The sequence below is a fragment of the Tibeticola sediminis genome (genome assembly GCF_003843835.1).
Classification (GTDB): domain Bacteria; phylum Pseudomonadota; class Gammaproteobacteria; order Burkholderiales; family Burkholderiaceae_C; genus Tibeticola; species Tibeticola sediminis.
Map to the genome: position 1 here is coordinate 143,437 of NZ_RKQL01000003.1, position 22,914 is coordinate 166,350.

Consider the following 22,914-nt stretch of genomic DNA (forward strand, 5'->3'; position numbering starts at 1 on the left):
GGGCGACGCTCGGGAAAGACGGGGTCCGGACATGGGACTTGCGACCGGGCGAGGGCGGCTCATGGCCGCTCGCTTCTACAATCGCGCTCATGGTTGCAACCCATGACATCTGCATCCGCGGCGCTGGCATCGTCGGGCGAACCCTGGCCTTGTTGCTCGCGCGCGAGCGGCTGCGCGTGGCGCTCGTCGCGCCGGCGCAGGCGGCGACCGGATCCGACGTGCGCGCCTACGCCCTCAATGCCGCTTCGCGCGCGCTGCTCGAATCGCTGCGGTGCTGGCCCGCGCCCACCGCGGCGACACCGGTCACGCACATGCGGGTGTGTGGCGACGCCCGAGGATCGGTCGATTTCGATGCGCTCGAACTCGGCACCGAGGCGCTCGCCTGGATTGCCGACGTGGCCACACTCGAAGCCTTGCTGGCCGATGCGGTTCGGTTCCAGCCCCGCATCGAGGTGGTCCGCGAGCCGGTGCCAGCGACGCTGACGGTGATCTGCGAAGGCCGTGCCAGCCAGAGCCGCGCCGAGTTGGGCGTGGAGTTCGACGTCACCCCGTATGGTCAGCACGCGGTGGCCACCCGCGTTCGCGGACGTCCGCACGGCCAAACCGCCTGGCAGTGGTTCGATGGCGACGAGATCCTGGCCTTCCTGCCGCTGGACGGCCCGCAGGGCGACACGGTTGCGGTCGTCTGGTCGATGAGCGAAGCCCGCGCCGCCGCCCTCGAAACCGAGCCCGACGACGCGTTTTGCCAGGCCCTCGAAGCGGCCAGCCACGGGCGACTCGGTCCCTTGACCCTGGTGGCGCCGCGACGGCACTGGCCTTTGCAACTTGCCCGCGCGCGGCGCTGGGTCGGTCCCGGCTGGGCCCTGGCCGGCGATGCCGCGCACACCGTGCACCCGCTGACCGGGCAGGGCCTGAATCTGGGCTTGGCCGATGCGGCCGAGTTGGCGCGGGTCATTCATGAGCGCGAATACTGGCGCAGTCTCGATGACCCGAAACTGCTGCGGCGCTACGAGCGCGCCCGCGCGGCCGACGTGTGGGTCACCTCGGGCGTCACGGATGCCATCCAGCGGCTGTTCACCACGCCCGGCGAGTGGGCTCGCACGCTGCGCAACCGCGGGCTCGGCGGCTTTGACCGCAGCGGCTGGATCAAACAATGGGTGGCGCGGCGTGCCATCAACCTCGACGGTGCACGCACGCTGCCGCCCCATTGACGGTCGCTCGCCGCTCGCCTGGGCGAAGGCGCAGCACCCAGCGCCCGGCCTTCTGCCTTGCTCATTCCGCTTCCTTCGCTCCTCTTTGAACTGGATTTCCATGCACCCTTCTCTCCACACGCTCGTCCGACCGCTCATCCTCTCGGCGCTCGGCTTCTGCCTCGCGGGCGGCGCGCTCGCTCAGGAAGCGACCATCCGCAAAAACCTCAGTGAACGGCTGGCCAATCTGCCGAAGATCGAAGAGGTCAGCAAAACCCCGATGCCCGGGCTCTGGGAAGTGCGGCTGCAAGGCAACGACATCCTCTACACCGACGCCGAAGGCAATTACTTGATCCAGGGTGCGCTGGTCGACACCCGCGCGCGCCGCAACCTAACCGAAGAGCGGCTTGAAAAACTCAGCGCGGTCGATTTCTCGACCTTGCCCCTGAAGGACGCTTTCGTCGTGACCCGGGGTGACGGCTCGCGCAAGATGGCGGTATTTACCGACCCGAACTGCCCCTACTGCAAGCGCTTCGAGGCAGACCTGCAGAAAATCAGCAACGTGACCATCTACAACTTCCTCTACCCGGTGCTCGGCAAAGATTCGACCGAGAAAGCCAAGAACATCTGGTGCGCCAAAGACCGCGTTAAGGCTTGGGAAGACTGGATGCAGCGCAACACCCCGCCGGCTGGCGCGAGCTGTGACACCGCGGCACTGAGCCGCAACCTCGAATTCGGTCGTCAGCACCACATCACGGGAACGCCAACGGTGCTCTTCACCGACGGCTCGCGGGTACCCGGCGCGGTGGGCGCCGCCCAACTCGAAAAACGCCTGAGCGAGGCGAGCAGCAAACGCTGAACCCAGACCGACGCATGCACGCCACCGACCCCACCGAACGACTGATCCAGCGCCTGGGCTACGCGGGCCTCATTCCCTTCGTACTGCTGGCGCTGCTGCTGTGGATCGTCGACCCAGCCCTGGTGCCGTTCGTGGCGCTCGCGCTCGCGGCTTACGGCGCCGCGATCGTCTCGTTCCTCGGAGGCATCCATTGGGGCGTGGGGCTGCGTCTGGCCAGCGAGCATGCCCGCGTGCGCCATCTGCACCTGGTCTGGGGCATCATTCCTCCGCTGCTGGCGTGGCTCGCACTGTTGCTGCCGCCTTTTGCCGGACTGCCGTTGCTGGCGTTCATCCTCGTCGGCTGCTATCTCGTCGACCGGCGAACCTGGCGTCAGGCCGGACTCGAAGCCTGGCTGCCGATGCGGCTGCACCTCACCGGGGTCGCCACCCTCGCCTGCCTGCTGGGCGCGGGCGCCACATAAGGTCTGAGAGGCTGAGCCGACGAACCCGCCGCCTTTGGGCGCGCCCCACTGCCGGATCTCGAATGAAGCATTCCAACGAAGCCCTGCACTATCGGGTCGAAGCGGCCGACCGCGACGACCATTTGTTTCAGGTCACGCTGACCGTCCCTCGACCCGCCGCCGAGCAGCGCGTGATGCTGCCGGTCTGGATTCCGGGCAGTTACCTGGTGCGGGAATTTGCGCGACACCTACAGGGCTTGCAGGCCCGACAAGGCGCCCGCGCGTGCCGTGTGATCCACGAAGACAAATGCAGCTGGACGATCGAATGCGACCCGAGCCGACCGCTGCTGCTGCACTACCAGGTCTGGGCGCGGGATGCCTCGGTGCGGGCGGCCTGGCTCGATGCCGAGCGGGGATTTTTCAATGCCACCAGCCTTTGTCTGCGGGTCGAGGGCGCGGCGGATGCGTGCCGCCACGAGCTGCAGATCGTGGCCCCAGACGGCGCGCGTCGGTGGCGCGTCGCGACCGCGCTGCGGCCCGTGCGGGTCGACGCCCGGGGCTTTGGCCGCTACACCGCCGCCGATTACGACGAATTGGCCGACAGCCCGGTTGAAATGGGCGACTTCTGGAGCGGCGAGTTCGACGCCTGCGGCGTGAAACACCGCTTCGTCGTGAGCGGCGCGAGCGCCAACTTCGACGGCGAGCGCCTGCTGGCCGACGCGCAACGCATCTGCAGCACGGCGATCCGGTTCTGGCATCCGCGGGGTCGGCCGCCGCACGATCGCTATGTCTTCCTGCTGCGCGCGAGCGCCGATGGTTACGGCGGGCTCGAACACCGCCACAGCACGGCGCTGATGTGTGCCCGTCGCGACCTGCCGCGGCTGGGCGAAGCGGCACTGGCCAACGAGGGGTACGTCGGGCTCTTGGGCCTCATCAGCCACGAGTATTTCCACACCTGGAACGTCAAGCGCTTGCGGCCGCGTGCCTTCGAGCGCTATGACTACGCACGCGAGAACTACACCGATCTGCTCTGGTTCTTCGAGGGCTTCACGAGCTATTACGACGACCTGCTGCTGCGCCGCGCCGGCCTGATCGACGACGAAACCTATCTGAAGCTGCTGGCCAAGACGATCAACCAGGTGCAGCAGACGCCCGGGCGCCGGGTGCAGTCGCTGGCGGAAGCGAGCTTCGATGCCTGGATCAAATACTACCGGCCCGACGAGAACACGCCCAACGCGACGGTGAGCTACTACACCAAAGGCGCCTTGGTCGGGTTGTGCCTCGACCTGAGCCTGCGGGCCGAAGGCGCAGGGTCGCTCGACGCCGTTTTGCGCATGCTGTGGCGCCGCAGCCGCGGCGGCCCGATCGACGAGGCGGATGTGCGCGCCGCGCTGGCCGAGGTCGGCGCCCGCGACCACGCCGCCGAGCTCGACGCCTGGGTGCATGGGACCGACGAGTTGCCGCTGTCGGCGCTGCTCGAGAGACACGGCGTCGAAACCTTGGCCGAACCCGGTTCTTGGGCGCAGCGCTTGGGCGTGCGCGCCTCGGAGTCCGGCGGCACGGTCAAGCTCAGCGCCGTCCTGCGCGGCAGCGTGGCCGAACGCGCGGGCTTGGCGGCCGGTGACGAGTGGCTGGGCATCGAAGGCGTGGGCGAAACTGCAGGCGGCGCGTGGCGCCTGAACAAGCTCGACGAGCTCACGCTCCACCTCCGCCCGGATGCCGCCTCGGCCGTGGCCTGGGTATCGCGTGACGGCCGCTTGCTGCGGCTGCCGATCGACATCCCGCCAAACACGCAGACCGTGCGGCTGCGGCTGGCCGATGCGGATGCGGCGCATCGCTGGCTGGGCGCTGTGCCAGCCCGCACCACAGCCACCGGCTGAGAGGCTGAGCCCCCGCCCGCGATGGCCCGTGCCGACCGCTCCCCATCGACGCACCGCCCTGCGCGATCTGCCCGGATCCCGTCGGCGCTGCGGCGCGGCGCACGCACGGCGCGGCGGCTGTTGCTCGGGCTGATCCATGTGCTGCGCGGTTTGGCCACCGTGCTGTGGCGCTTTCCGCGGCTCGCGCCCTCGCACCGCGAGGCCCGGGTGCAAGCCTGGGCCGCGCAGTTGCTCGAGCTCTGGGGCATCCGGCTGAGGGTCGAAGGCGCGCCACCGGCGCTCGGGCCGGCCTTGCTGGTCGCCAACCATGTGTCCTGGCTCGACATTCTGGTGATCCACGCGACCCGGCACTGCCGTTTCGTCGCGAAGTCCGAAGTCGCGCGATGGCTGGTGCTCGGGCGGCTGGCCAGCGCGGCTGGCACGCTGTACATCGAGCGCCAATCCCGCCGCGACGCCCACCGCACCGTGCAACGGATGGCCGAAGCCCTCGACAACGGTGAAGTCCTGGCGGTATTCCCCGAGGGCACGACGAGCGACGGGCGGGACGTGCTGCCCTTTCACCCCAATCTGCTCCAGGCCGCGATCGATCGAAAAGCCCCTGCCATTCCGGTCGGCTTGATCTACCTCGGGGCCGACGGGCAACCGAGCACCCACCCCGCTTACGTGGGGGATGAGACGCTGCTGGCCTCGGTGCTGCGCACGCTCGGCGAACCGACGATCACGGCCGTCGTGCGCTTTGGCACCCCGCACAGCGCCGGAGAGCAGACCCGCCACGCCTGGGCGCAAACGCTGCACGCACAGGTGCGCGCGCTTCGCGCCACGCCGGTCAATATCAAAAAGTAGAGCAGACAAGCGCCATTTCACGCCGGAATCTGGGTGAAAAATTCAAAAAAGCGCCGGATACCGCTGCATCAAGGCGCACCGCCGGGATGTGCGGCGCGCGAGGGACGGGTTAAGGCAATGCTGAATAAGTTCCTGCGATGGCGCGCGCCCGGCCGCGGGATGGGATGCGAGGCGCAAACCGCAGCCATAGCCCAAGCTATGGCGAGGATTTGCAACGACGCAGACCGCCCGCAGCCGGGATGCGCGGCGCGCGAGGAACTTGTTCAGCGTTGCCTTAATAGGTTCACTTCGGCCGCAGATCGACGACGCGCTTGGCCTTGCCTTGGCTGCGCTCGACCCCGCCTTCGGCCCGCAGTTCGATTTCCACGCTGCTGCCGACATAGACCTTGATCTCGTGCTGCAGCATCTTGGCCGCGGCGCGCGCCTCGATGCTCTCGGGGGACACGCCCGGCCGCGTCTCGACCGCCACGCGCAGGTTGTCGAGCGGGCCCTCGCGCGTGAGGATGCACTGGTAGTGCGGCGCGAGTTCGGGGCGCTTGAGGATGAGTTCCTCGATCTGCGAAGGAAAGACGTTGACGCCCCGCACGATCATCATGTCGTCGCTGCGGCCGGTGATTTTTTCGATGCGCCGCATCGGCCGCGCGGTGCCGGGCAGCAGCCGTGTGAGGTCGCGCGTGCGGTAGCGGATGATGGGCAGCGCCTCCTTGGTGAGGCTGGTGAACACGAGTTCACCCATTTCGCCGTCGGCGACGGGCTCGCCGGTGTCGGGGTTGATGATCTCGGGGTAGAAATGGTCTTCCCAGATGGTCGGGCCGTCTTTGGTTTCGACGCACTCGCTGGCGACGCCCGGGCCGATCACCTCGGACAGACCGTAAATGTCCACCGCGTCGATGCCCATGCGCTCCTCGATCGCACGGCGCATGTCGTTGGTCCAGGGTTCAGCGCCGAAGATGCCGATGCGCAGCGACAGCGTGCGTGGGTCGATGCCCTGGCGTTCGACCTCGTCGGCAATCGCCAGCATGTAGCTCGGCGTGACCATGATGATGTCGGGCCGGAAATCCTGGATCAGCTGCACCTGGCGCTCGGTCTGCCCGCCGCCAAAGGGCACCACGGTCAGGCCCAGTTTTTCGGCGCCGTAGTGCGCGCCGAGGCCACCGGTGAACAGGCCGTAGCCGTAGCTGACATGCACCATGTCGCCTGGGCGCGCACCGGCGGCGCGGATGCTGCGGGCGACCACGCCAGCCCAGGTGTCGATGTCGCGCGCGGTGTAGCCGACCACGGTCGGTTTGCCGGTGGTTCCGCTCGAGGCATGGATGCGCACGCACTGCTCGCGCGGTACGGCGAACATCCCGAAGGGGTAGTGGTCGCGCAGGTCTTTCTTGGTCGTGAACGGAAACTTCGCCAAGTCTTCGAGCGTGCGCAGGTCATCGGGGTGCACGCCCGCGGCGTCGAACTTCGCCCGGTAGACCGGGGAATTCGCATAGGCGTGGTGCAGCGTGGCTTTGAGGCGCTGGAGCTGCAGGGCACGCAGTTCGTCGATGCTCGCGCGCTCGATCGGCTCGAGCGGGAAGGTGCTCTCGGTCATGGGGGTCGTCTCCTCGGTCCTTGTTTTGGGGTCGGGCGTGAGCGTGGGTACGGCCGGCGGGTTCAGGCGCCGGCCTCGGGCAGCACGGTCCCGCTGATCTGCGCGCTCTTGCCGCGAAACAGCGCCACGACCTGGCCGTGCTGGTTGCGCACGGTCATGTCGTAGATGCCATGACGGTCGCTGAGCACCTGCTCCACGCCCTCACAGGTCAACACGTCGCCCTCGTGGGCAGGCTTGAGAAACTCGATGCTGCAGCCCGCGGCCACCGCGTTCTTGTTGTAGCTGTTGCAGGCAAACGCAAAGGTCGAATCGGCCAGGGTGAAGATGAAGCCGCCGTGGCAGATGCGGTGGCCATTGAGGTGCAGCGGCTGCACCGTCATGCGCATGACGGCACGGCCCGGTGCGCATTCGAGCAGCTCCATGCCCATGGTTTCGCGCGAGGCAACGTCGGCGGCGAACATCGCCTGGCCCACGCGCTGGGCCAAAGCGCGCGCGGCTGCTTCGTCGAGTGAATGTGGGTGGCTCATCCTCAGGCTCCCTTGAAGTTCGGGCTGCGCTTTTCACGGAACGCCATCACGCCCTCGATGTAGTCGTGCGTGCGGCCCAGCGCCGACTGCATGTCGCGCTCGGCGTCGAGCTGGGCATCGAGTGTCCGCGTGCCCGCCTCGCGCAGCAGCGCGCGCGTGGCCACGAGCGCCTTCGTGGGCATCTGCGCAAGCCGCTCGGCCAGGGCCAGCGCGGCGGCGAGCGGATCCTCGGCCACGTCCCAGATCAGCCCCCAATCGCGCGCCTGGGTGGCTGGCAGCTTGTCCCCCGTCATGGCGAGCGCCAGCGCCCGCGCCAGCCCCAGCCGCTCGACCAGGAACCAACTGCCACCTGCGTCGGGAATCAGCCCGATCTTGCTGAACGCCTGGATGAAGCTGGCTTGCGGCGCGGCGATGGCGATGTCGCAGGTCATCGCCAGCGAGGCCCCTGCGCCTGCAGCCACGCCGTTGACCGCGGCAATGGTCGGCATGCGCAGCCGCTGCAGCCGACGCACCGTCGGGTTGAAGGCCTGTTCGATCACCGGGCCGGGGTCGGCGCGTGCAACCAGGTCGGGGCCGGGCGTGAAGTCGAACTCGGCCAGATCGGCACCCGCGCAAAACCCCCGGCCCGCGCCGGTGATGACCAGGGCGCGCACGGCTTCATCGGCCTCGGCGCGGTCGAGCGCGGCCCACAGCGCCTGGTGCATCGCGCGGGTGAAGCTGTTGAGTGCGGCCGGACGGTTGAGCGTGAGCAGGGCGACGGCGCCGCGTGCCTCGAACAAAACGGGTTCTTCGGTCATGGGGTCTCCTCGGTGCCGGGGAATTTACCATTGACCGACCGGTCGGTTGGTCAATGTTTTCCCTGGGGCGCGAGCCGCTATAGTGCCTCGACCGCGGCCGCATTCCATACCGGCGGAACCCGAACAGCCCCTTTCCAGGAGACCCAGACCATGACCTATGAACACATCCTCGTGCGCACCGAAGCCGAACGCGTCGGCGTGATCACCCTCAACCGCCCCAAGGCGCTCAATGCGCTCAACAGCGCGCTGATGGACGAACTGGGCGCCGCGCTCAAGGCGTTCGATGCCGACCCCGCCATCGGCTGCATCGTGCTCACCGGCAGCGAGAAAGCCTTTGCCGCCGGCGCCGACATTGCCGCCATGGCCAAGTTCGAGTTCCATGAGGTCTACCGCGACGACTTCATCACCCGCAACTGGGAAACCATCCGCAGCATCCGCAAGCCCGTAATCGCCGCCGTGGCCGGCTTTGCGCTGGGCGGCGGCTGCGAGCTGGCGATGATGTGCGACTTCATCATCGCTGCCGACAACGCCAAGTTTGGCCAGCCGGAAATCAAAATCGGCATCATCCCCGGCGCCGGCGGCACGCAGCGCCTGCCGCGCGCGGTGGGCAAGTCCAAGGCCATGGACCTGGTGCTCACCGGCCGCATGATGGACGCACAAGAAGCCGAGCGCGCCGGGCTGGTGAGCCGCGTGGTGCCGGCCGAGAAGCTGATGGACGAGGCGCTCGCCGCGGCCCTGACCATCTGCGGCTACGGGCAACTGGCGGTGATGGCGGCCAAGGAGGCGGTCAACCGCGCGTTCGAAGGGGGTTTGTCCGACGGGGTGATGTTCGAGCGCCGGCTGTTCCACGCGCTCTTCGCCACGGCCGACCAGAAGGAGGGCATGGACGCCTTCCTGACCAAGCGTGCCCCGAACTTCCGCAACGCCTGAGCCCCACAGCCCACCCTGGGCGCGCGCCGCGCCCAGCCATGGCGGGCACCCGTGGACGCCCAAATAGGCCGCAAATTTTGGCTATAATTTGCAGCTTGCTGGCGCTTTAGCTCAGTCGGTTAGAGCGATGGAATCATAATCCACAGGTCCGCGGTTCGAATCCGTGAAGCGCCACCAACAATACCACCCGCACTGGCCCCAGTGCGGGTTTTCTTTTTTCGGGCTTTCCCGGAATGTGGCCGCCTACGAATGTGGCTGCCTACGAATGTGGCCGCCTACAATCGGCGCGCCGGTCCGTTCCCTTCTCAGCCTCTGGATGTACACCATGAACCGCTGGATGATCGCTTTGGTCGCTTCTTTTTCCGTAGCAACAAGCGGCGCGTTGGCGCTGGGCTTGGTGCTTTTCCCCATGCAAAGCTCGGCGCAGGAAGCGGTGCGCAGCTTTCCCGAGCGCGCGCTGCGCGGCACGCTGGTGGTGCAGACCGCGCCCGAGGTGCTGCTCGACGGCGCCCCTGCACGCCTCTCGCCGGGTGCCCGCATCCATGACGTCAACAACCTGCTGGTGCTGCCCGCGCCACTGGCGGGACGCGAACTCACGGTGAACTACCTGCGCGACCCGCAGGGCCTGGTGCATGAGGTCTGGATCCTCAACGCCGCCGAGGCCGCGCAAAAGCGCGCCGGCGCCAGTTCCGGGCGCAACTTCCTCTTTGCGTCCGAAGCTGACACCGCCCCCCGAGACGACGGCAACACGCCGTACCACCAGCTACCCGGCTTCCCCGCGCGCTGAGCGGGCCGCGGACGACCGCTGGGCGCGGTTTTTGAGCATTTTTCTTTGAGTCCCGGCGTCAAATGGACGTTTGTCGCTCTTAACTTCATAGCATTCGGATGGAGCCTTCCATGGCCAAGAAAATCTTCATCAAAACCTTCGGCTGCCAGATGAACGAGTACGACTCGGAGAAGATGGCCGATGTCATGCGCGCCGCCGAGGGCTTTGAGCCCACCGCCGACCCCGAGGAGGCCGACCTCATCGTCTTCAACACCTGCTCGGTACGCGAAAAGGCGCAGGAGAAGGTCTTCAGCGAACTCGGCCGTGCCGCGCAGCTCAAGAAGCTCAAGGGCACTCGCATCGCCGTCGGCGGCTGCGTGGCCAGCCAGGAGGGCGAGGAGATCATCAAGCGCGCCCCCTATGTGGACGTGGTGTTCGGCCCACAGACGCTGCACCGGCTGCCCGAGCTGCTGGCTTCGCGCGAGCGTGAGCGTCGCCCGCAGGTCGACATCAGCTTCCCCGAAATCGAAAAATTCGACCACCTGCCGCCTGCGCGCGTCGAGGGCGCCTCGGCCTTCGTGTCCATCATGGAAGGCTGCTCCAAATACTGCAGCTACTGCGTGGTGCCCTACACGCGCGGCGAAGAGGTCAGCCGCCCGTTCGAGGACGTGCTGGTCGAGGTGGCCGGCCTCGCCGAGCAAGGCGTCAAGGAAGTCACACTGCTGGGGCAAAACGTCAACGCCTACCGCGGCGCCATGGGCGAATCGGGAGAAGTGGCCGACTTCGCCACGCTCATCGAATACGTCGCCGAGATTCCCGGCATCGAGCGCATCCGCTACACCACGAGCCACCCCAACGAGTTCACGCAGCGCCTCATCGACGTCTATGCCCGCGTGCCCAAACTCGTGAGCCACCTGCACCTGCCGGTACAACACGGCAGCGACCGCATCCTCATGGCGATGAAGCGCGGCTACACCGCTATGGAATACAAGAGCATCATTCGCCGGCTGCGCGCCGTGCGGCCCGCACTGGCGCTGAGCAGCGACTTCATCGTTGGCTTCCCTGGCGAAACCGACGAGGACTTCGCCAAGCTCATGCAACTCATCGACGACCTGGGCTTTGACAACAGCTTCAGCTTCATCTTCAGCCCGCGCCCCGGAACGCCGGCAGCCAACCTGCACGACGACACGCCGCACGCGGTCAAGCTCGCGCGGCTGCAGCAGGTGCAGGCCGCCATCGACGCCAACATGCGCCGCATCAGCGCTTCGATGGAAGGCACGGTGCAGCGCATCCTCGTCGAAGGCCCCTCACGCAAGAACCCGGCCGAGCTCATGGGCCGCACCGAGTGCAACCGCGCGGTGAACTTCGACGGCGGCCCCAACGCCGCGCGGCTGGTGGGCCAGATGCTCGACGTGCGCATCACCCAGGCGCTGCCGCACTCGCTGCGCGGCGAGCTGGTGCTGCGCGAGACAGCCCTCGCTTGAGAGGCCGGGCAGCAGCGTGCCGTAGGCAAACACAGGCCGCGTCGACGCGGGCACGACGCCGGCATCCCTTCAGCGCGGCATGGGCGGCATGCCGCCGCCGATGCCCTTCATGCCGCCCATACGCTTCATGAGCTTCATGAGGCCGCCGCCCTGCATCTTCTTCATCATGTCCTGCATCTGTTCGAATTCTTTGAGCAGTCGGTTGACATCCTGCACCTGCACGCCGGCACCGGCCGCGATGCGGCGCTTGCGCGAGGCCTTGATGAGCTCGGGCTTCTTGCGCTCGAGCGGCGTCATGCTGTGGATGATGCCCTGCTTGCGCGCGATTTCACGCTCCGCACGGCTGAGGTCCGCCTCGCTCGCCTTGGCCGCCATCTGCGTCGGCAGCTTGTCCAGCAAGCTCGAGAGCCCGCCCATCTGCTTGACCTGCTGAATCTGGCTCAGGAAATCCTCGAGGTCGAAGCTCGCGCCGCTCTTGACCTTGGCCGCGAGCTTTTGCGCCTGCGCCATGTCCACGCCCGCAGCCACCTGCTCGACCAGCGCAACGATGTCGCCCATGCCGAGGATGCGGCCCGCGTGGCGCTCGGCGTCGAACACCTCCAGCCCGTCGATCTTCTCGCTCGTGCCCGCGAACTTGATCGGCGCACCCGTGATCGCACGCACCGACAGGGCTGCGCCGCCGCGCGAATCGCCATCGGTCTTGGTGAGGATGATGCCGGTCAGCGGCAACGCCTCCTTGAACGCTTTGGCCGTATTGGCCGCATCCTGACCCTGCATCGCATCGACCACGAACAGCGTCTCGACCGGGTTCAACACCGCGTGCAACTCGGTGATCTCGCGCATCAGCGCTTCGTCGATCGCCAGCCGGCCCGCGGTGTCGACCAGCAGCACATCGAAATAATGTTTTTTCGCGTAGTCGAGCGCGGCCCGCGCGATGTCGACCGGCTTTTGGTCGGGCGTGCTCGGAAACCACTCCGCCCCGGCCTGTGCGCTCACGGTCTTGAGCTGCTCGATGGCCGCCGGCCGATACACGTCGGCCGAAACCGTCAACACCTTCTTCTTGCGCTTGGTGATGAGGTGACGCGCAAGCTTGGCCGTGGTCGTCGTCTTGCCCGCGCCTTGCAGGCCGGCCATCAAAATCACCGCGGGCGGCTGGGTGGCCAGGTTCAGATCCGCCACGCCCTCGCCCATGGTGGCGGCAAGCTCACGGTTGACGATGCCCACGAGCGCCTGGCCCGGCTTGAGCGAACCCATCACCTCCTGGCCCAGCGCCTTGTCCTTGACGCGGGCAATGAAATCGCGCACGACCGGCAGCGCTACGTCGGCCTCGAGCAAGGCCATGCGCACCTCGCGCAGCATGTCGGCCACGTTCGATTCGGTGATGCGCGCCTGACCGCTGATCTGTTTGACCAGGCGCGAGAGCTTTTCAGTAAGAGCAGAAGCCATGTTGGAACGCCTTGAGGCCGATGTGGAGACGGAGGGAATGAGGATCAGCGCGCAGCGTTCAGCATACAGACCACCTGCAGCCGGGATGCGCCGCGCAAACCGCAGCCATAGCCGAAGCTATGGCGAGGATTTGCTTTCGACGCAGACCGCCCGCAGCCGGGATGCGCGACGCGCGAGGGACTTGTTCAGCGTTGCCCTAAACTTGACCCATGATTTTATCGAGTCTGCCCTCTGCGGGCCTTTGGCTCTCGGGCGCCACGGCGCTGGTCTATGCCGCAACAGCGCTCGGAGCCGGCGCTGCGGGCGCGGGCCGCGCCCAGCGCTGGCTCGCGCTCGCGTGGCTGCTGCATGCATGGACGCTCGTCCTGGGGCTGCTGGAGGCGCCGCCGCGCTTCGGTTTCGCGCCCGCCTTGTCGATGACGGCTTGGCTGGTGCTCACCGTCTACGTGGTCGAGTCGCAAATCTATCCGCAGTTGCAGGCGCGTTGGCCGCTCGCGGCCCTCGGCGCCCTCACCGTCCTCCTGCCCCTGGCCTTTCCCGGCGCGCCGCTGCACCCCAGCGCCTCGGCCTGGTTGCCGCTGCACTGGGCCCTCGGGCTCGCGGCCTACGGGCTCTTGGGCGCCGCAGTCGTCCATGCCGCCTTGATGAGCCGCGCCGAACGGCTCATGCGTATCGGCGGCGGCGCTCCGGTCGGACTGCCTCTGCTGACGCTCGAGCGCATCACCTTCCGCTTCGTCGAAGCCGGCTTCGTGCTGCTGACGGCCACCCTGGCCGCAGGTTTTCTGTTTGGCGAGCAAATCTACGGCACCTCGCTGGCACGCTGGAAGTGGGACCACAAAACCGTGTTCTCGCTGCTGGCGTGGCTCACCTACGCGGTTTTGCTCGCCGCCCGCGCGCGCCTGGGCTGGCGGGGGCGTCGCGCGGTCCAGATGATCTACGCAGGTGCCGTGTTCCTGCTGCTCGGCTATGCCGGCTCGCGCTTCGTGCTGGAAGTCATCCTGAGGCGCAGCCCATGAAGGCCTTGCTGTTTTTGCTCGCCCTGCTCGCGTTGATCGGGCTGATCCGCGCCTCCCTGAGCCGCCGAAGCAAGCCACCGGGCACAGCCACGCCCGTGAACTCGGGACGCCAGCGCACCGAGCAGCCACAGCGCATGGTGCAGTGCGCCCACTGCGGCGTGCATTTGCCCGAGCGCGAGGCCGTCACCGGTCGTCTCGGGCTTTACTGCAGCACCGAGCACCGGCAAGCCCACGAGGGCGCATGAGCCCCGGGGCCCGACCAAGCCCGAGCACCCAAGATGGACAGCCAAGCCCCCAGCACCTGGTTTGGCAGCACGCTCGCCACAGCCCCGAACCCTGCGAGCCTGGCCGCGCTGTCGCCCTCGATCTGGAATGCGCTGATGAGCGCGCGCATCCTCGTCGGCGCCGTTTGGCTGCTGCTCGCGGCCATGGCGATCTCTCTGGGGCAGGACAACGGCGCGCTGCTGCTCGGCTCGGGGGCGTTCTATTTCGTCGCCGCACTCGTCTGGCGCCTGCGCGGCGGGGCCCAAGCCCGTCGCCTCGATCCGCGTGGAACCTTGCTGATTGGGTTCGATGTGCTCGCATTGGCGTTTCTGCACCTCACGCAACGCAGCCACCTCGACCTCACGCCGCTGTTCGCGCTGCCGGTTCTGACCGCGGGCATCCTGGGCTCACGCCGACTCGCTCTGGGCACAGCCGCCGCCGTGAGCCTGTTGCTGCTGGCGGAGGCGGGCTGGAACCTGCTGCAGCCGCTGGGCCGGGAAAGCGCCTTCCTCGGGCCGGTGCAGGCCGGCCTGACCGGAACGGGTCTGTTCATCGTGGCCTTGTTCACGCAACAACTCACCCGACGGCTAACGCGGCAGGAGGCCGCCGCGCGCCGAAGCGCCGAGCAAGCCGCCCTGCAAACCGAGGTCAACAGCTTCATCATCGAGCGCTTGGCCCACGGCGTGCTCGTCGTCGATCCCCAACTCGAAGTGCAGGCGGCCAACCCGGTCGCTGCCCAGTTGCTCGACTTCGAGCATGCCGCCCAGGCCCACCGGCGCTTCAACCTCGCCAGCCGGGCCTCCTGGCTGCCCCTGGCGGTTCAGGTCGAGCGGATGTTCATGGCTGCCGATACGAGCGAACGATCGGAAGCCGAAGTGGAACTGGCCGACCTCGGTGCCGAGCCCGCCCGGGTGCAGGCTCAGCTGCGCCTAGCGAGCGTGGGGGCCGGTGGCGGGCAACGCCTCTGCGTGGTGCTGCTGCACGACCTGCGCGCGCTGGAAGCTCGGCTGCGTCAGGAAAAACTCTCGGTGCTGGGCCGCATGTCCGCTTCGGTCGCCCACGAAATCCGCAACCCCCTGGCCGCGATCGTGCAGGCCAACGCGCTCCTCGAAGAAACCCTGACCGCGGATCAGGCACGTCAGTTGACCCGGATGATCCGACAAAACGCCGAGCGGATCGCCCAGACCGTCGACGACGTACTCGACGTCGCGCGGGTCGAGCATCACCGATCGGGGCCGCTGCGCGACACCGTGCCGCTCGAGCCGCTGGTCCGCACCATCGTCGGTGATTGGCAATCCACCCAAGGAACGGGGCGGCTCGTCGACTGCACGCTCGATCCGAATCCCTCGGTGGTGGCCTTCACCGAAGCCCACCTGCGCCGGGTCTTGACCAACCTGCTCGACAACGCCCGGCGCTATGCGGCGCGCGGCTCGCGGATTCAGGTAGCCTCGGGACGCCGTTCGGACGCGCGCGCCTGGCTGCTGGTCTGGAGCTCAGGCCCACCGCTCGACGCGGCGATCGAGCGCCGCCTGTTCGAGCCTTTTTCCTCATCCGACAGGCGCTCCAGCGGTCTGGGGCTCTACATCTGCCGCGAGCTCTGCGCGCGTCATGGAGCTCAGATCGACTATGAACGCTGCCCGTCCCCGGCGGGAACTTCGGCCGAGCCGGGCAACGGCTTTCGTATCCTGTTCGCTCCGATTCCTGCTGCCCTCTGACTGCCGCCATGAACACGCATCCGTCCGCTCCGACCGGCCCCATCCTCGTCATCGACGACGAGGCGGACCTGCGCGCCCTGTTCGAGCTGGCCCTGCTGCGTGAAGGCTATGCGGTCGACACTGCCGCGACGCTGGCACAAGCCCGCGAGTCCCTGGAACGTCGGAGCTACGCAGTCGTCTTGACCGACATGCGCCTGCCCGACGGAACTGGGCTCGAATTGCTCCGCGAACACGCTCCGCTCAGCCGCGACACGCGTTGGATCGTCGTCACAGCCTATGGCTCCGCCGAAAGTGCCGTCGAGGCTCTCAAGGCCGGCGCCTTCGATTACCTCACCAAGCCCGTCGATCCGCGCCAGTTGCGGCTCGTCGTTGCCAGCGCCTATGCCGACGCCCGCAACAGCCCCCGGCCCGCCAGCCACAGCGCGACGGAAGCCCCGCAGAGCAGCCCCTCGTCAGCGGTGACCCGAGCGGCCCCGGGTGACGGCGCCGCACAGGCGCTCTCGCGGCTGATCGGCCGTTCGGCAGCCATGGTCGGCGTGCGTGAGCGCATCCGCAAGGCCGCCCAAAGCATGGCACCGGTCCTGATCCTCGGAGAATCGGGCACGGGCAAAGAACTGGTCGCGCGGGCCATTCATGCCTGCAGCCACCGAAGCCCCGGTCCGTTCGTCGCCGTCAACTGTGCCGCCATCCCTGAGGCCCTGCTCGAAGCCGAGTTCTTCGGCGCGCGCAAAGGCGCCTACACCGGCGCCAGCCAGGACCGGGAGGGCTACTTTCAGGCCGCGCGCGGCGGCACCTTGTTTCTCGACGAAATCGGCGAACTGCCGCTGCTCATGCAGTCCAAGTTGCTGCGCGTGATCCAAGAGCGCTGCGTGCGCCCGCTGGGGGCGACGCAGGAGGAGCCGGTCGACGTCCGCCTCGTCAGCGCGACCCACCGCGATCTCGCCACCGCCGTCCGCCTGGGCCAGTTTCGGCAAGACCTCTACTACCGGCTCAACGTGATCGACATCTCCGTCCCGCCGCTGCGGGAGCGGCTCGAGGATTTGCCGCTGTTGTGTGCAGCCCTGCTCGCGAAGATTGCGGCGGAAAGCGGTTTCCCGGCGCCGCCCAAGCTCTCCCCCGCCAGCCTCGAGCAGCTCGCGCGCCACCCGTTTCCCGGCAACGTGCGAGAGCTCGAAAATCTGCTGCACCGGGCCGTGGCGCTCGCGGATCCGGATGTGGACGGCGTTCTCGAGCTCGACCTCCCAGCCGCGACCGCGCCCAAGGTCCCGCTGGCGCAAGCCCCGAGCGCAGCCGCGGCCTTGCCGCAAGACCTCACGGCGTGGCTCGACGAACAAGAGCGACGCATCCTGCTTCGGGCCCTCGAGGAATGTCATTTCAACCGCAGCGCCGCCGCCCGCCGTCTGGGCTTGAGCCTGCGCCAGATCCGGTACCGTATGGCGCGCCTGGGACTTGCCAGCCCCGATCGGGACCCCACCCCCGAGACCGACGATGAGCCCAGCTGAGAGGCTGAGAGGGAATTGGCGTGCCCGAAGGGGCGCCCCAAAACGCGCCCGAGTAGGCGCAAAGCACAGCCGTAGCTCGGGCTACGGCGCGCATTTGCAACGCCCTCGGGCGTGTTTTGGGACGTCAAAGCGGGCATGACCAATTTCCTCTCAGCCTCTGAATTCTGGCGCGGTGGCTGGTACCGGCACGCGCGCGCGCTGCCTTCGCCCAACCGCAATGCCCGTCCGCTGGGCGTCAAAGTCCGCCTCGTCGTCATCCATGCCATCAGTCTGCCGCCCGGGCAATTCGGTACCGGCGATGTCCAGCGCCTGTTCACCAACACCCTGCCCTGGGATGCGCACCCCGACTTCCAGGCCATCCGCGGCTTGGAGGTATCGGCCCATTTCTTCATCACCCGGGATGGCGCTTTGTGGCAGTTCGTCGACTGTGACGAACGCGCTTGGCACGCCGGCCAATCCCGCTGGCTCGGGGCCTCGAACTGCAATGACTGGTCCATCGGCATCGAACTCGAAGGAACGGCCGACATCGCCTTCGAGGACCCGCAGTACGAGACCTTGACCGCGCTTTGCGCCGCCCTGCCCGAGCGCTATCCGATCGAGGCCGTCGCCGGCCACCAGCACATCGCGCCCGAGCGCAAGTGGGACCCCGGCCCCCAATTCGACTGGCGCCGGTTTCAAAACAGCCTCGGCTGGCCGGATCGGTATTTTCCCTAGGGTTTCGCGCCCCGCCGCTGGGAACGAGGCTCTTGCGGGAAAACCCCTGGTTCTTTCTCGGGTTCACCGCACGGTACACTACATCTAGTGGCAGGTAGCCGTCCGAACCACTACCGGTAGTGCCCCAGACCCAAACTGGGCCCGACAGCCCGCCGGTTCGGTTGCTGGCCTGATGGCCGCGATGCGCACTGCCGTGCCCGCCGATTTTCGAAACCGATTCCGCCCTGACCCCTCGGAGAACCGCCCCATGCAGATCACCCCACCCCCCTTGCGTACACCGGAGCCCGCGCTGGCTGATCCCAGCGCACATACCCTGGGCCTGGCCCGCGAAGGCAGCGTCCCCACGGCCGCAGCGGCGCTGTCGCACTACCAAATCATTCGCCGCAATGGTGCGGTCGTTCCTTTCACCCCGGACAAGATCGCGATCGCGCTGATGAAAGCGTTTTTGGCCGTGCACGGCACCCAAGGGGCCGCCTCGGCCAGCGTGCGCAGCGTCGTCGAGGAACTCACGCAAGGGGTGGTCCGGGCGCTCGTTCGCTCGCGGCCGAACGGCGGAACCTTCCATATCGAAGACGTGCAGGATCAGGTCGAACTGGGCCTGATGCGCGGCGGCCACCATGAAGTCGCCCGCGCCTACGTGCTGTACCGGGAGCGTCGCGCCCAGGAGCGCGCCCGGCAGGGGCTCACCGAGTCGCCCGCCAGCGCCACGCCCACGATCCATGTCGTGGATGCCGGCCGTCGCGTGCCGCTCGATCTCGAAGGATTGCGCGCGCTCATCGCCACGGCCTGCGAAGGCCTGGGCGCTGAAGTCCAGGCCGAGCCCATCCTGGCGGAGACGCTGCGCAATCTCTACGACGGCGTGCCGCTCGACGAGGTCTACAAAGCGGCGATTCTGGCCGCGCGCACACTCATCGAGAAAGATCCCGATTACACCTACGCCACCGCCCGCCTGCTGCTGCACACGATCCAGAAAGAGGTTCTCGGTGAGGACGTCCGTCCGCACGAGATGAGCGAGCGCTACGTCGAATACTTCCCAAGGTTCATCAAGAAGGGAATCGAGCATGAATTGCTCGATCCTCGGCTGGCGCAGTTCGATCTGCACCGCCTGGCGGCTGCGCTCAAGCCGGAGCGCGACCTCCAGTTCGATTACCTCGGACTGCAAACGCTCTACGACCGCTACTTCCTGCATGTGCGCAAGACGCGCATCGAACTGCCGCAGGCCTTCTTCATGCGGGTTGCGATGGGCCTGGCGCTCAACGAGATCGACCGTGAAGCCCGGGCGGTCGAGTTCTATGAGGTGCTGTCGTCTTTCGACTTCATGTCGAGCACGCCCACCTTGTTCAACTCCGGCACGCTGCGCTCGCAACTGTCGAGCTGCTACCTCACCACCGTCCCCGACGACCTCGAAGGCATCTATGAAGCCATCAAGGAAAACGCCCTGCTCTCCAAATTCGCCGGCGGCTTGGGCAACGACTGGACACGCGTGCGCGCTTTGGGCAGCCACATCAAGGGCACCAACGGGGAGTCGCAAGGTGTCGTCCCGTTCCTGAAGGTCGTCAACGACACGGCCGTCGCCGTCAATCAGGGTGGCAAGCGCAAGGGTGCCGTCTGTTGTTACCTCGAGACCTGGCACCTCGACATCGAAGAATTCCTCGAACTGCGCAAAAACACCGGAGACGATCGGCGCCGGACGCACGACATGAACACCGCCAACTGGATTCCAGACCTGTTCATGAAACGGGTCATGGAGCGCGGCGAGTGGACCCTGTTCTCCCCCTCCGACGTGCCCGACCTGCACGACCGTTACGGCAGCGACTTCGAACAGGCCTATATCGCCTATGAAGAAAAGGCCCGTCGCGGCGAAATCCGTCCGACGAAGACCGTTGCCGCGGTCGACCTCTGGCGCAAGATGCTGACGATGCTGTTCGAAACCGGGCATCCTTGGATTACCTTCAAGGATGCCTGCAACGTCCGCAGCCCCCAGCAGCACGTCGGGGTGGTGCATTCGTCCAATCTGTGCACCGAAATCACGCTCAACACCAGTGACACCGAAACCGCTGTCTGCAACCTCGGCTCGGTCAACCTCGCCCGCCACCTCAAGGACGGGCCCTTGGGCAAGGAACTCGACCACGAACGGCTCAAGCGAACCATCGCAGTCGCGATGCGCATGCTCGACAACGTCATCGACATCAATTACTACGCAGTCAAGAAGGCGCGCGACTCCAACCTGCGCCACCGCCCTGTCGGCTTGGGCATCATGGGCTTTCAGGACGCGCTCTACGAACTGCGGATTCCCTACGCCAGCGAAGCCGCCGTCGAGTTTGCCGACCGGTCGATGGAAGCCGTCTGCTATTACGCCTACTGGGCATCGAGCGACCTCGCGGCCGAGCGCGGCCGGTACTCGAGCTATCGCGGTTCGCTCTGGGACCAGGGCATCCTGCCACCCGATACGCTGGACCTGCTCGAGCAGAGCCGCGGCGGCTACGTCGAAGTCGATCGTTCCGCCACCCTGGACTGGGACGCACTGCGTCGCAAGATCGCGCAGGATGGCATGCGCAACTCCAACTGCGTCGCCATCGCTCCGACGGCCACCATTTCGAACATCATCGGGGTCGACGCATCCATCGAGCCCTCGTTTGGCAACCTGTCGGTGAAGTCGAACCTCTCGGGTGAATTCACGGTCGTCAACAGCCACTTGGTGCGCGACCTCAAGCGCCTGGGCCTGTGGGACGACGTGATGGTCATGGACCTCAAGCATTTCGACGGTTCGCTGCAGCCGATCGACCGCGTTCCGGCGGAACTCAAGGCCTTGTATGCGACCGCCTTCGAAATCGAACCCTATTGGCTCGTCGCCGCGGCAGCGCGGCGTCAGAAATGGATCGACCAAGCCCAGTCGCTCAACATCTACATGGCAGGCGCATCGGGCAAGAAACTCGACGAGACCTACAAGCTGGCTTGGATCAGCGGGCTCAAGACCACCTATTACCTGCGCACCATGGGTGCCACCCATGCCGAGAAATCCACCGTCCAAGCCGGCCGCCTCAACGCGGTTTCGGCCGCTACCGGCCACGAAACTGCTGCCGCCATGGCCACGACGGAGCCGGCAACGGACGTGAAGTTCTGCGCGATCGACGACCCGGGCTGCGAAGCCTGCCAGTGAGCTCGCGCAACACCCTGAGTTCGAAGGGAGCGTTGAAGACATGAATCGCTTTTCAATGTCCGAAGTTGCTCCCATAATTGGAGCATTGGAAAAATGATGTTGAGTTGGGAAGAAGATTTTTCTGCGAGCCTTGCACGCCCCGGCCTGCAACCGCGCCCCATGACCCACGGTGCGAGCCCTGCCGCTTCCTTGGTGTCCCCCACGAAGGCAGCGCCGACAGGCACTGTGACGGCCCCCGGGGTGCCTAAGGCGCGTCGTGTGGTGGCGGCCGACAAGCGCATCATCAATGGGCAGACCGACGTCAACCAACTGGTTCCATTCAAGTACAAGTGGGCGTGGGAAAAGTACCTCGCCACCTGCGCGAACCACTGGATGCCGCAAGAAGTCAACATGAGCCGCGACATCGCGCTCTGGAAAGACCCCCACGGGCTGACGGAGGACGAGCGACGCATCGTCAAGCGCAACCTCGGCTTTTTCGTCACCGCCGACTCACTCGCCGCCAACAACATCGTGCTCGGTACCTATCGGCACATCACCGCGCCGGAATGCCGCCAGTTCCTGTTGCGTCAGGCCTTCGAAGAGGCGATCCACACCCACGCCTATCAATACATCGTCGAAAGCCTCGGCCTCGACGAAGGCGAGATCTTCAACGCCTACAACGAGATTCCGGCCATCCGGGCGAAGGATGAATTCCTCATCCCGTTCATCGACGTGATCATGGATCCGTCGTTCAAAACCGGAACGCCTGAAGCCGACCAAACGCTGCTCAAGAGCCTGATCGTTTTTGCCTGCCTCATGGAGGGGCTGTTCTTCTACGTCGGGTTCACCCAGATCCTGGCCCTGGGCCGGCAAAACAAGATGACCGGTGCTGCCGAGCAATACCAGTACATCCTGCGTGACGAGTCGATGCACTGCAACTTCGGCATCGATCTCATCAACCAACTCAAGCTCGAGAACCCTCACCTCTGGACCCCCGAGTTCAAAGCCGAGATCAGGAGCTTGTTCCTGCGTGCGGTCGAACTCGAATACCAATACGCCGAAGACACGATGCCCCGCGGCGTCCTCGGACTCAATGCGTCCATGTTCAAGTCCTATCTGCGCTACATCGCCAATCGGCGCGCAACGCAGATTGGCCTCGAACCACTGTTCCCGAACGAAGAAAACCCCTTCCCCTGGATGAGCGAAATGATCGACCTCAAAAAGGAACGCAACTTCTTCGAAACCCGGGTGATCGAGTACCAGTCCGGCGGTGCTCTTTCCTGGGACTGAGCGTTCTAGGCCCCGCTTCTGCCATGCGCATCTCGCTCGACGCCCAACCCACTCCCGCGCAAGGCTCCCGTATTCATGCCGCTCGTGTCTCCACGGGCGGCATGGATCGCCCAGGCGACCCAAGTTCGCGCTGGGTGTTCCCTCCCCTGTCAACAAGGTGATCAAGGAGATTCACATGGCAACTGCGAAAAAACCCGCTCCCGCCAAGAAAGCGGCTCCAGCGAAGAAGTCTGCGACAACGGCAGTCGCAAAGAAATTGGCGGCCGCCAAGCAAGCGATCCAGAAAGAAGTCGCTGAGGTCAAGAAGGCGGTCAAGAAAGAAGTTGCCGTGGTGAAGAAGGCTTTGGCCAAGAAGGCAGCGGCTCCGGCGAAGAAGGCAGCGGCTCCGGCGAAGAAGGCATCGGCTCCAGCGAAGAAGGCAGCGGCTCCGGCGAAGAAGGCAGCGGCTCCAGCGAAGAAGGCAGCGGCTCCAGCGAAGAAGGCAGCGGCTCCAGCGAAGAAGGCAGCGGCTCCAGCGAAGAAGGCAG

The 22,914-nt window shown here is 66.4% G+C and carries 20 protein-coding genes and 1 tRNA gene; 17 read left to right on the plus strand and 4 right to left on the minus strand.

Annotation, left to right across the window (positions count from 1 at the left end):
- Positions 1-89: 89 nt before the first annotated feature.
- The 5 genes from EDC62_RS07640 (at position 90) to EDC62_RS07660 (ending at position 5,212) form a co-directional block, all read left to right on the plus strand.
- Entirely contained in the window at positions 90-1,211 is a 1,122-nt protein-coding gene (locus tag EDC62_RS07640; RefSeq protein WP_124222309.1) for an FAD-dependent monooxygenase, read from the plus strand.
- 100 nt (positions 1,212-1,311) lie between these two features.
- On the plus strand, positions 1,312-2,049 hold the full coding sequence (locus EDC62_RS07645; protein WP_124222312.1) for a DsbC family protein: 738 nt from the start codon (positions 1,312-1,314) through the stop codon (positions 2,047-2,049).
- A gap of 14 nt (positions 2,050-2,063) precedes the next feature.
- Positions 2,064-2,510, plus strand: coding sequence for a DUF3429 domain-containing protein (locus EDC62_RS07650; RefSeq protein ID WP_124222314.1), 447 nt, complete (start codon positions 2,064-2,066; stop codon positions 2,508-2,510).
- 62 nt (positions 2,511-2,572) lie between these two features.
- Entirely contained in the window at positions 2,573-4,369 is a 1,797-nt protein-coding gene (locus tag EDC62_RS07655) for a M61 family metallopeptidase (RefSeq protein WP_124222316.1), read from the plus strand.
- 21 nt (positions 4,370-4,390) lie between these two features.
- Positions 4,391-5,212, plus strand: a complete 822-nt coding sequence (locus EDC62_RS07660) for a lysophospholipid acyltransferase family protein (RefSeq protein ID WP_124222318.1) — start codon at positions 4,391-4,393, stop codon at positions 5,210-5,212.
- A gap of 283 nt (positions 5,213-5,495) precedes the next feature.
- On the opposite strand, the gene paaK is transcribed toward EDC62_RS07660, so the two are convergent.
- From paaK to EDC62_RS07675, 3 genes are all read right to left on the minus strand, one after another.
- Positions 5,496-6,797, minus strand: coding sequence for a phenylacetate--CoA ligase PaaK (gene paaK, locus EDC62_RS07665; RefSeq protein WP_124222321.1), 1,302 nt, complete (start codon positions 6,795-6,797; stop codon positions 5,496-5,498).
- Positions 6,798-6,859: 62 nt separating this feature from the next.
- Complete coding sequence (paaI, locus tag EDC62_RS07670) at positions 6,860-7,324, minus strand: hydroxyphenylacetyl-CoA thioesterase PaaI (RefSeq protein WP_124222323.1); 465 nt, start codon at positions 7,322-7,324, stop codon at positions 6,860-6,862.
- A gap of 2 nt (positions 7,325-7,326) precedes the next feature.
- Positions 7,327-8,121: an enoyl-CoA hydratase-related protein gene (locus EDC62_RS07675; protein WP_124222325.1), complete on the minus strand. Its 795-nt coding sequence runs from the start codon at positions 8,119-8,121 to the stop codon at positions 7,327-7,329.
- Between the two features lie 150 nt (positions 8,122-8,271).
- On the opposite strand from EDC62_RS07675, the gene EDC62_RS07680 reads away from it, so the two are divergent.
- The 4 genes from EDC62_RS07680 to miaB all read left to right on the plus strand — a co-directional run bounded on the left by EDC62_RS07680 (position 8,272) and on the right by miaB (position 11,301).
- Positions 8,272-9,051, plus strand: coding sequence for an enoyl-CoA hydratase (locus EDC62_RS07680; protein ID WP_124222327.1), 780 nt, complete (start codon positions 8,272-8,274; stop codon positions 9,049-9,051).
- A 100-nt stretch (positions 9,052-9,151) separates the two neighbouring features.
- Positions 9,152-9,228: transfer RNA gene (locus tag EDC62_RS07685), tRNA-Met, on the plus strand.
- A gap of 148 nt (positions 9,229-9,376) precedes the next feature.
- Positions 9,377-9,838, plus strand: coding sequence for a hypothetical protein (locus EDC62_RS07690; RefSeq protein WP_245968804.1), 462 nt, complete (start codon positions 9,377-9,379; stop codon positions 9,836-9,838).
- Positions 9,839-9,948: 110 nt separating this feature from the next.
- Complete coding sequence (gene miaB, locus EDC62_RS07695) at positions 9,949-11,301, plus strand: tRNA (N6-isopentenyl adenosine(37)-C2)-methylthiotransferase MiaB (protein WP_124222329.1); 1,353 nt, start codon at positions 9,949-9,951, stop codon at positions 11,299-11,301.
- A 69-nt stretch (positions 11,302-11,370) separates the two neighbouring features.
- Here miaB and ffh read toward each other — a convergent pair whose 3' ends face one another.
- Positions 11,371-12,747, minus strand: a complete 1,377-nt coding sequence (gene ffh, locus EDC62_RS07700; protein WP_124222331.1) for a signal recognition particle protein — start codon at positions 12,745-12,747, stop codon at positions 11,371-11,373.
- 209 nt (positions 12,748-12,956) lie between these two features.
- Between ffh and EDC62_RS07705 the strand changes: the two genes are divergently transcribed.
- The 8 genes from EDC62_RS07705 to EDC62_RS13165 all read left to right on the plus strand — a co-directional run.
- Positions 12,957-13,763, plus strand: a complete 807-nt coding sequence (locus tag EDC62_RS07705) for a cytochrome C assembly family protein (RefSeq protein WP_124222333.1) — start codon at positions 12,957-12,959, stop codon at positions 13,761-13,763.
- On the plus strand, positions 13,760-14,008 hold the full coding sequence (locus tag EDC62_RS07710) for a PP0621 family protein (protein WP_124222335.1): 249 nt from the start codon (positions 13,760-13,762) through the stop codon (positions 14,006-14,008). The genes EDC62_RS07705 and EDC62_RS07710 overlap by 4 nt, the downstream gene beginning before the upstream one ends.
- 33 nt (positions 14,009-14,041) lie before the next feature.
- A complete protein-coding gene (locus EDC62_RS07715; protein WP_124222337.1) occupies positions 14,042-15,742 on the plus strand; it encodes an ATP-binding protein in 1,701 nt (566 codons plus the stop codon).
- A gap of 8 nt (positions 15,743-15,750) precedes the next feature.
- On the plus strand, positions 15,751-17,244 hold the full coding sequence (locus EDC62_RS07720; protein ID WP_124222339.1) for a sigma-54-dependent transcriptional regulator: 1,494 nt from the start codon (positions 15,751-15,753) through the stop codon (positions 17,242-17,244).
- A 135-nt stretch (positions 17,245-17,379) separates the two neighbouring features.
- Positions 17,380-17,958: a 1,6-anhydro-N-acetylmuramyl-L-alanine amidase AmpD gene (ampD, locus tag EDC62_RS07725; RefSeq protein WP_124222341.1), complete on the plus strand. Its 579-nt coding sequence runs from the start codon at positions 17,380-17,382 to the stop codon at positions 17,956-17,958.
- A gap of 247 nt (positions 17,959-18,205) precedes the next feature.
- Positions 18,206-21,118 (plus strand): ribonucleoside-diphosphate reductase subunit alpha, encoded by a 2,913-nt coding sequence (locus tag EDC62_RS07730; protein ID WP_124222343.1) that lies wholly within the window; start codon positions 18,206-18,208, stop codon positions 21,116-21,118.
- 96 nt (positions 21,119-21,214) lie between these two features.
- Positions 21,215-22,387 (plus strand): ribonucleotide-diphosphate reductase subunit beta, encoded by a 1,173-nt coding sequence (locus EDC62_RS07735; protein ID WP_124222681.1) that lies wholly within the window; start codon positions 21,215-21,217, stop codon positions 22,385-22,387.
- 175 nt (positions 22,388-22,562) lie between these two features.
- On the plus strand, positions 22,563-22,914 hold a 352-nt coding region (locus EDC62_RS13165), incomplete at its 3' end, for a hypothetical protein (protein WP_245968805.1).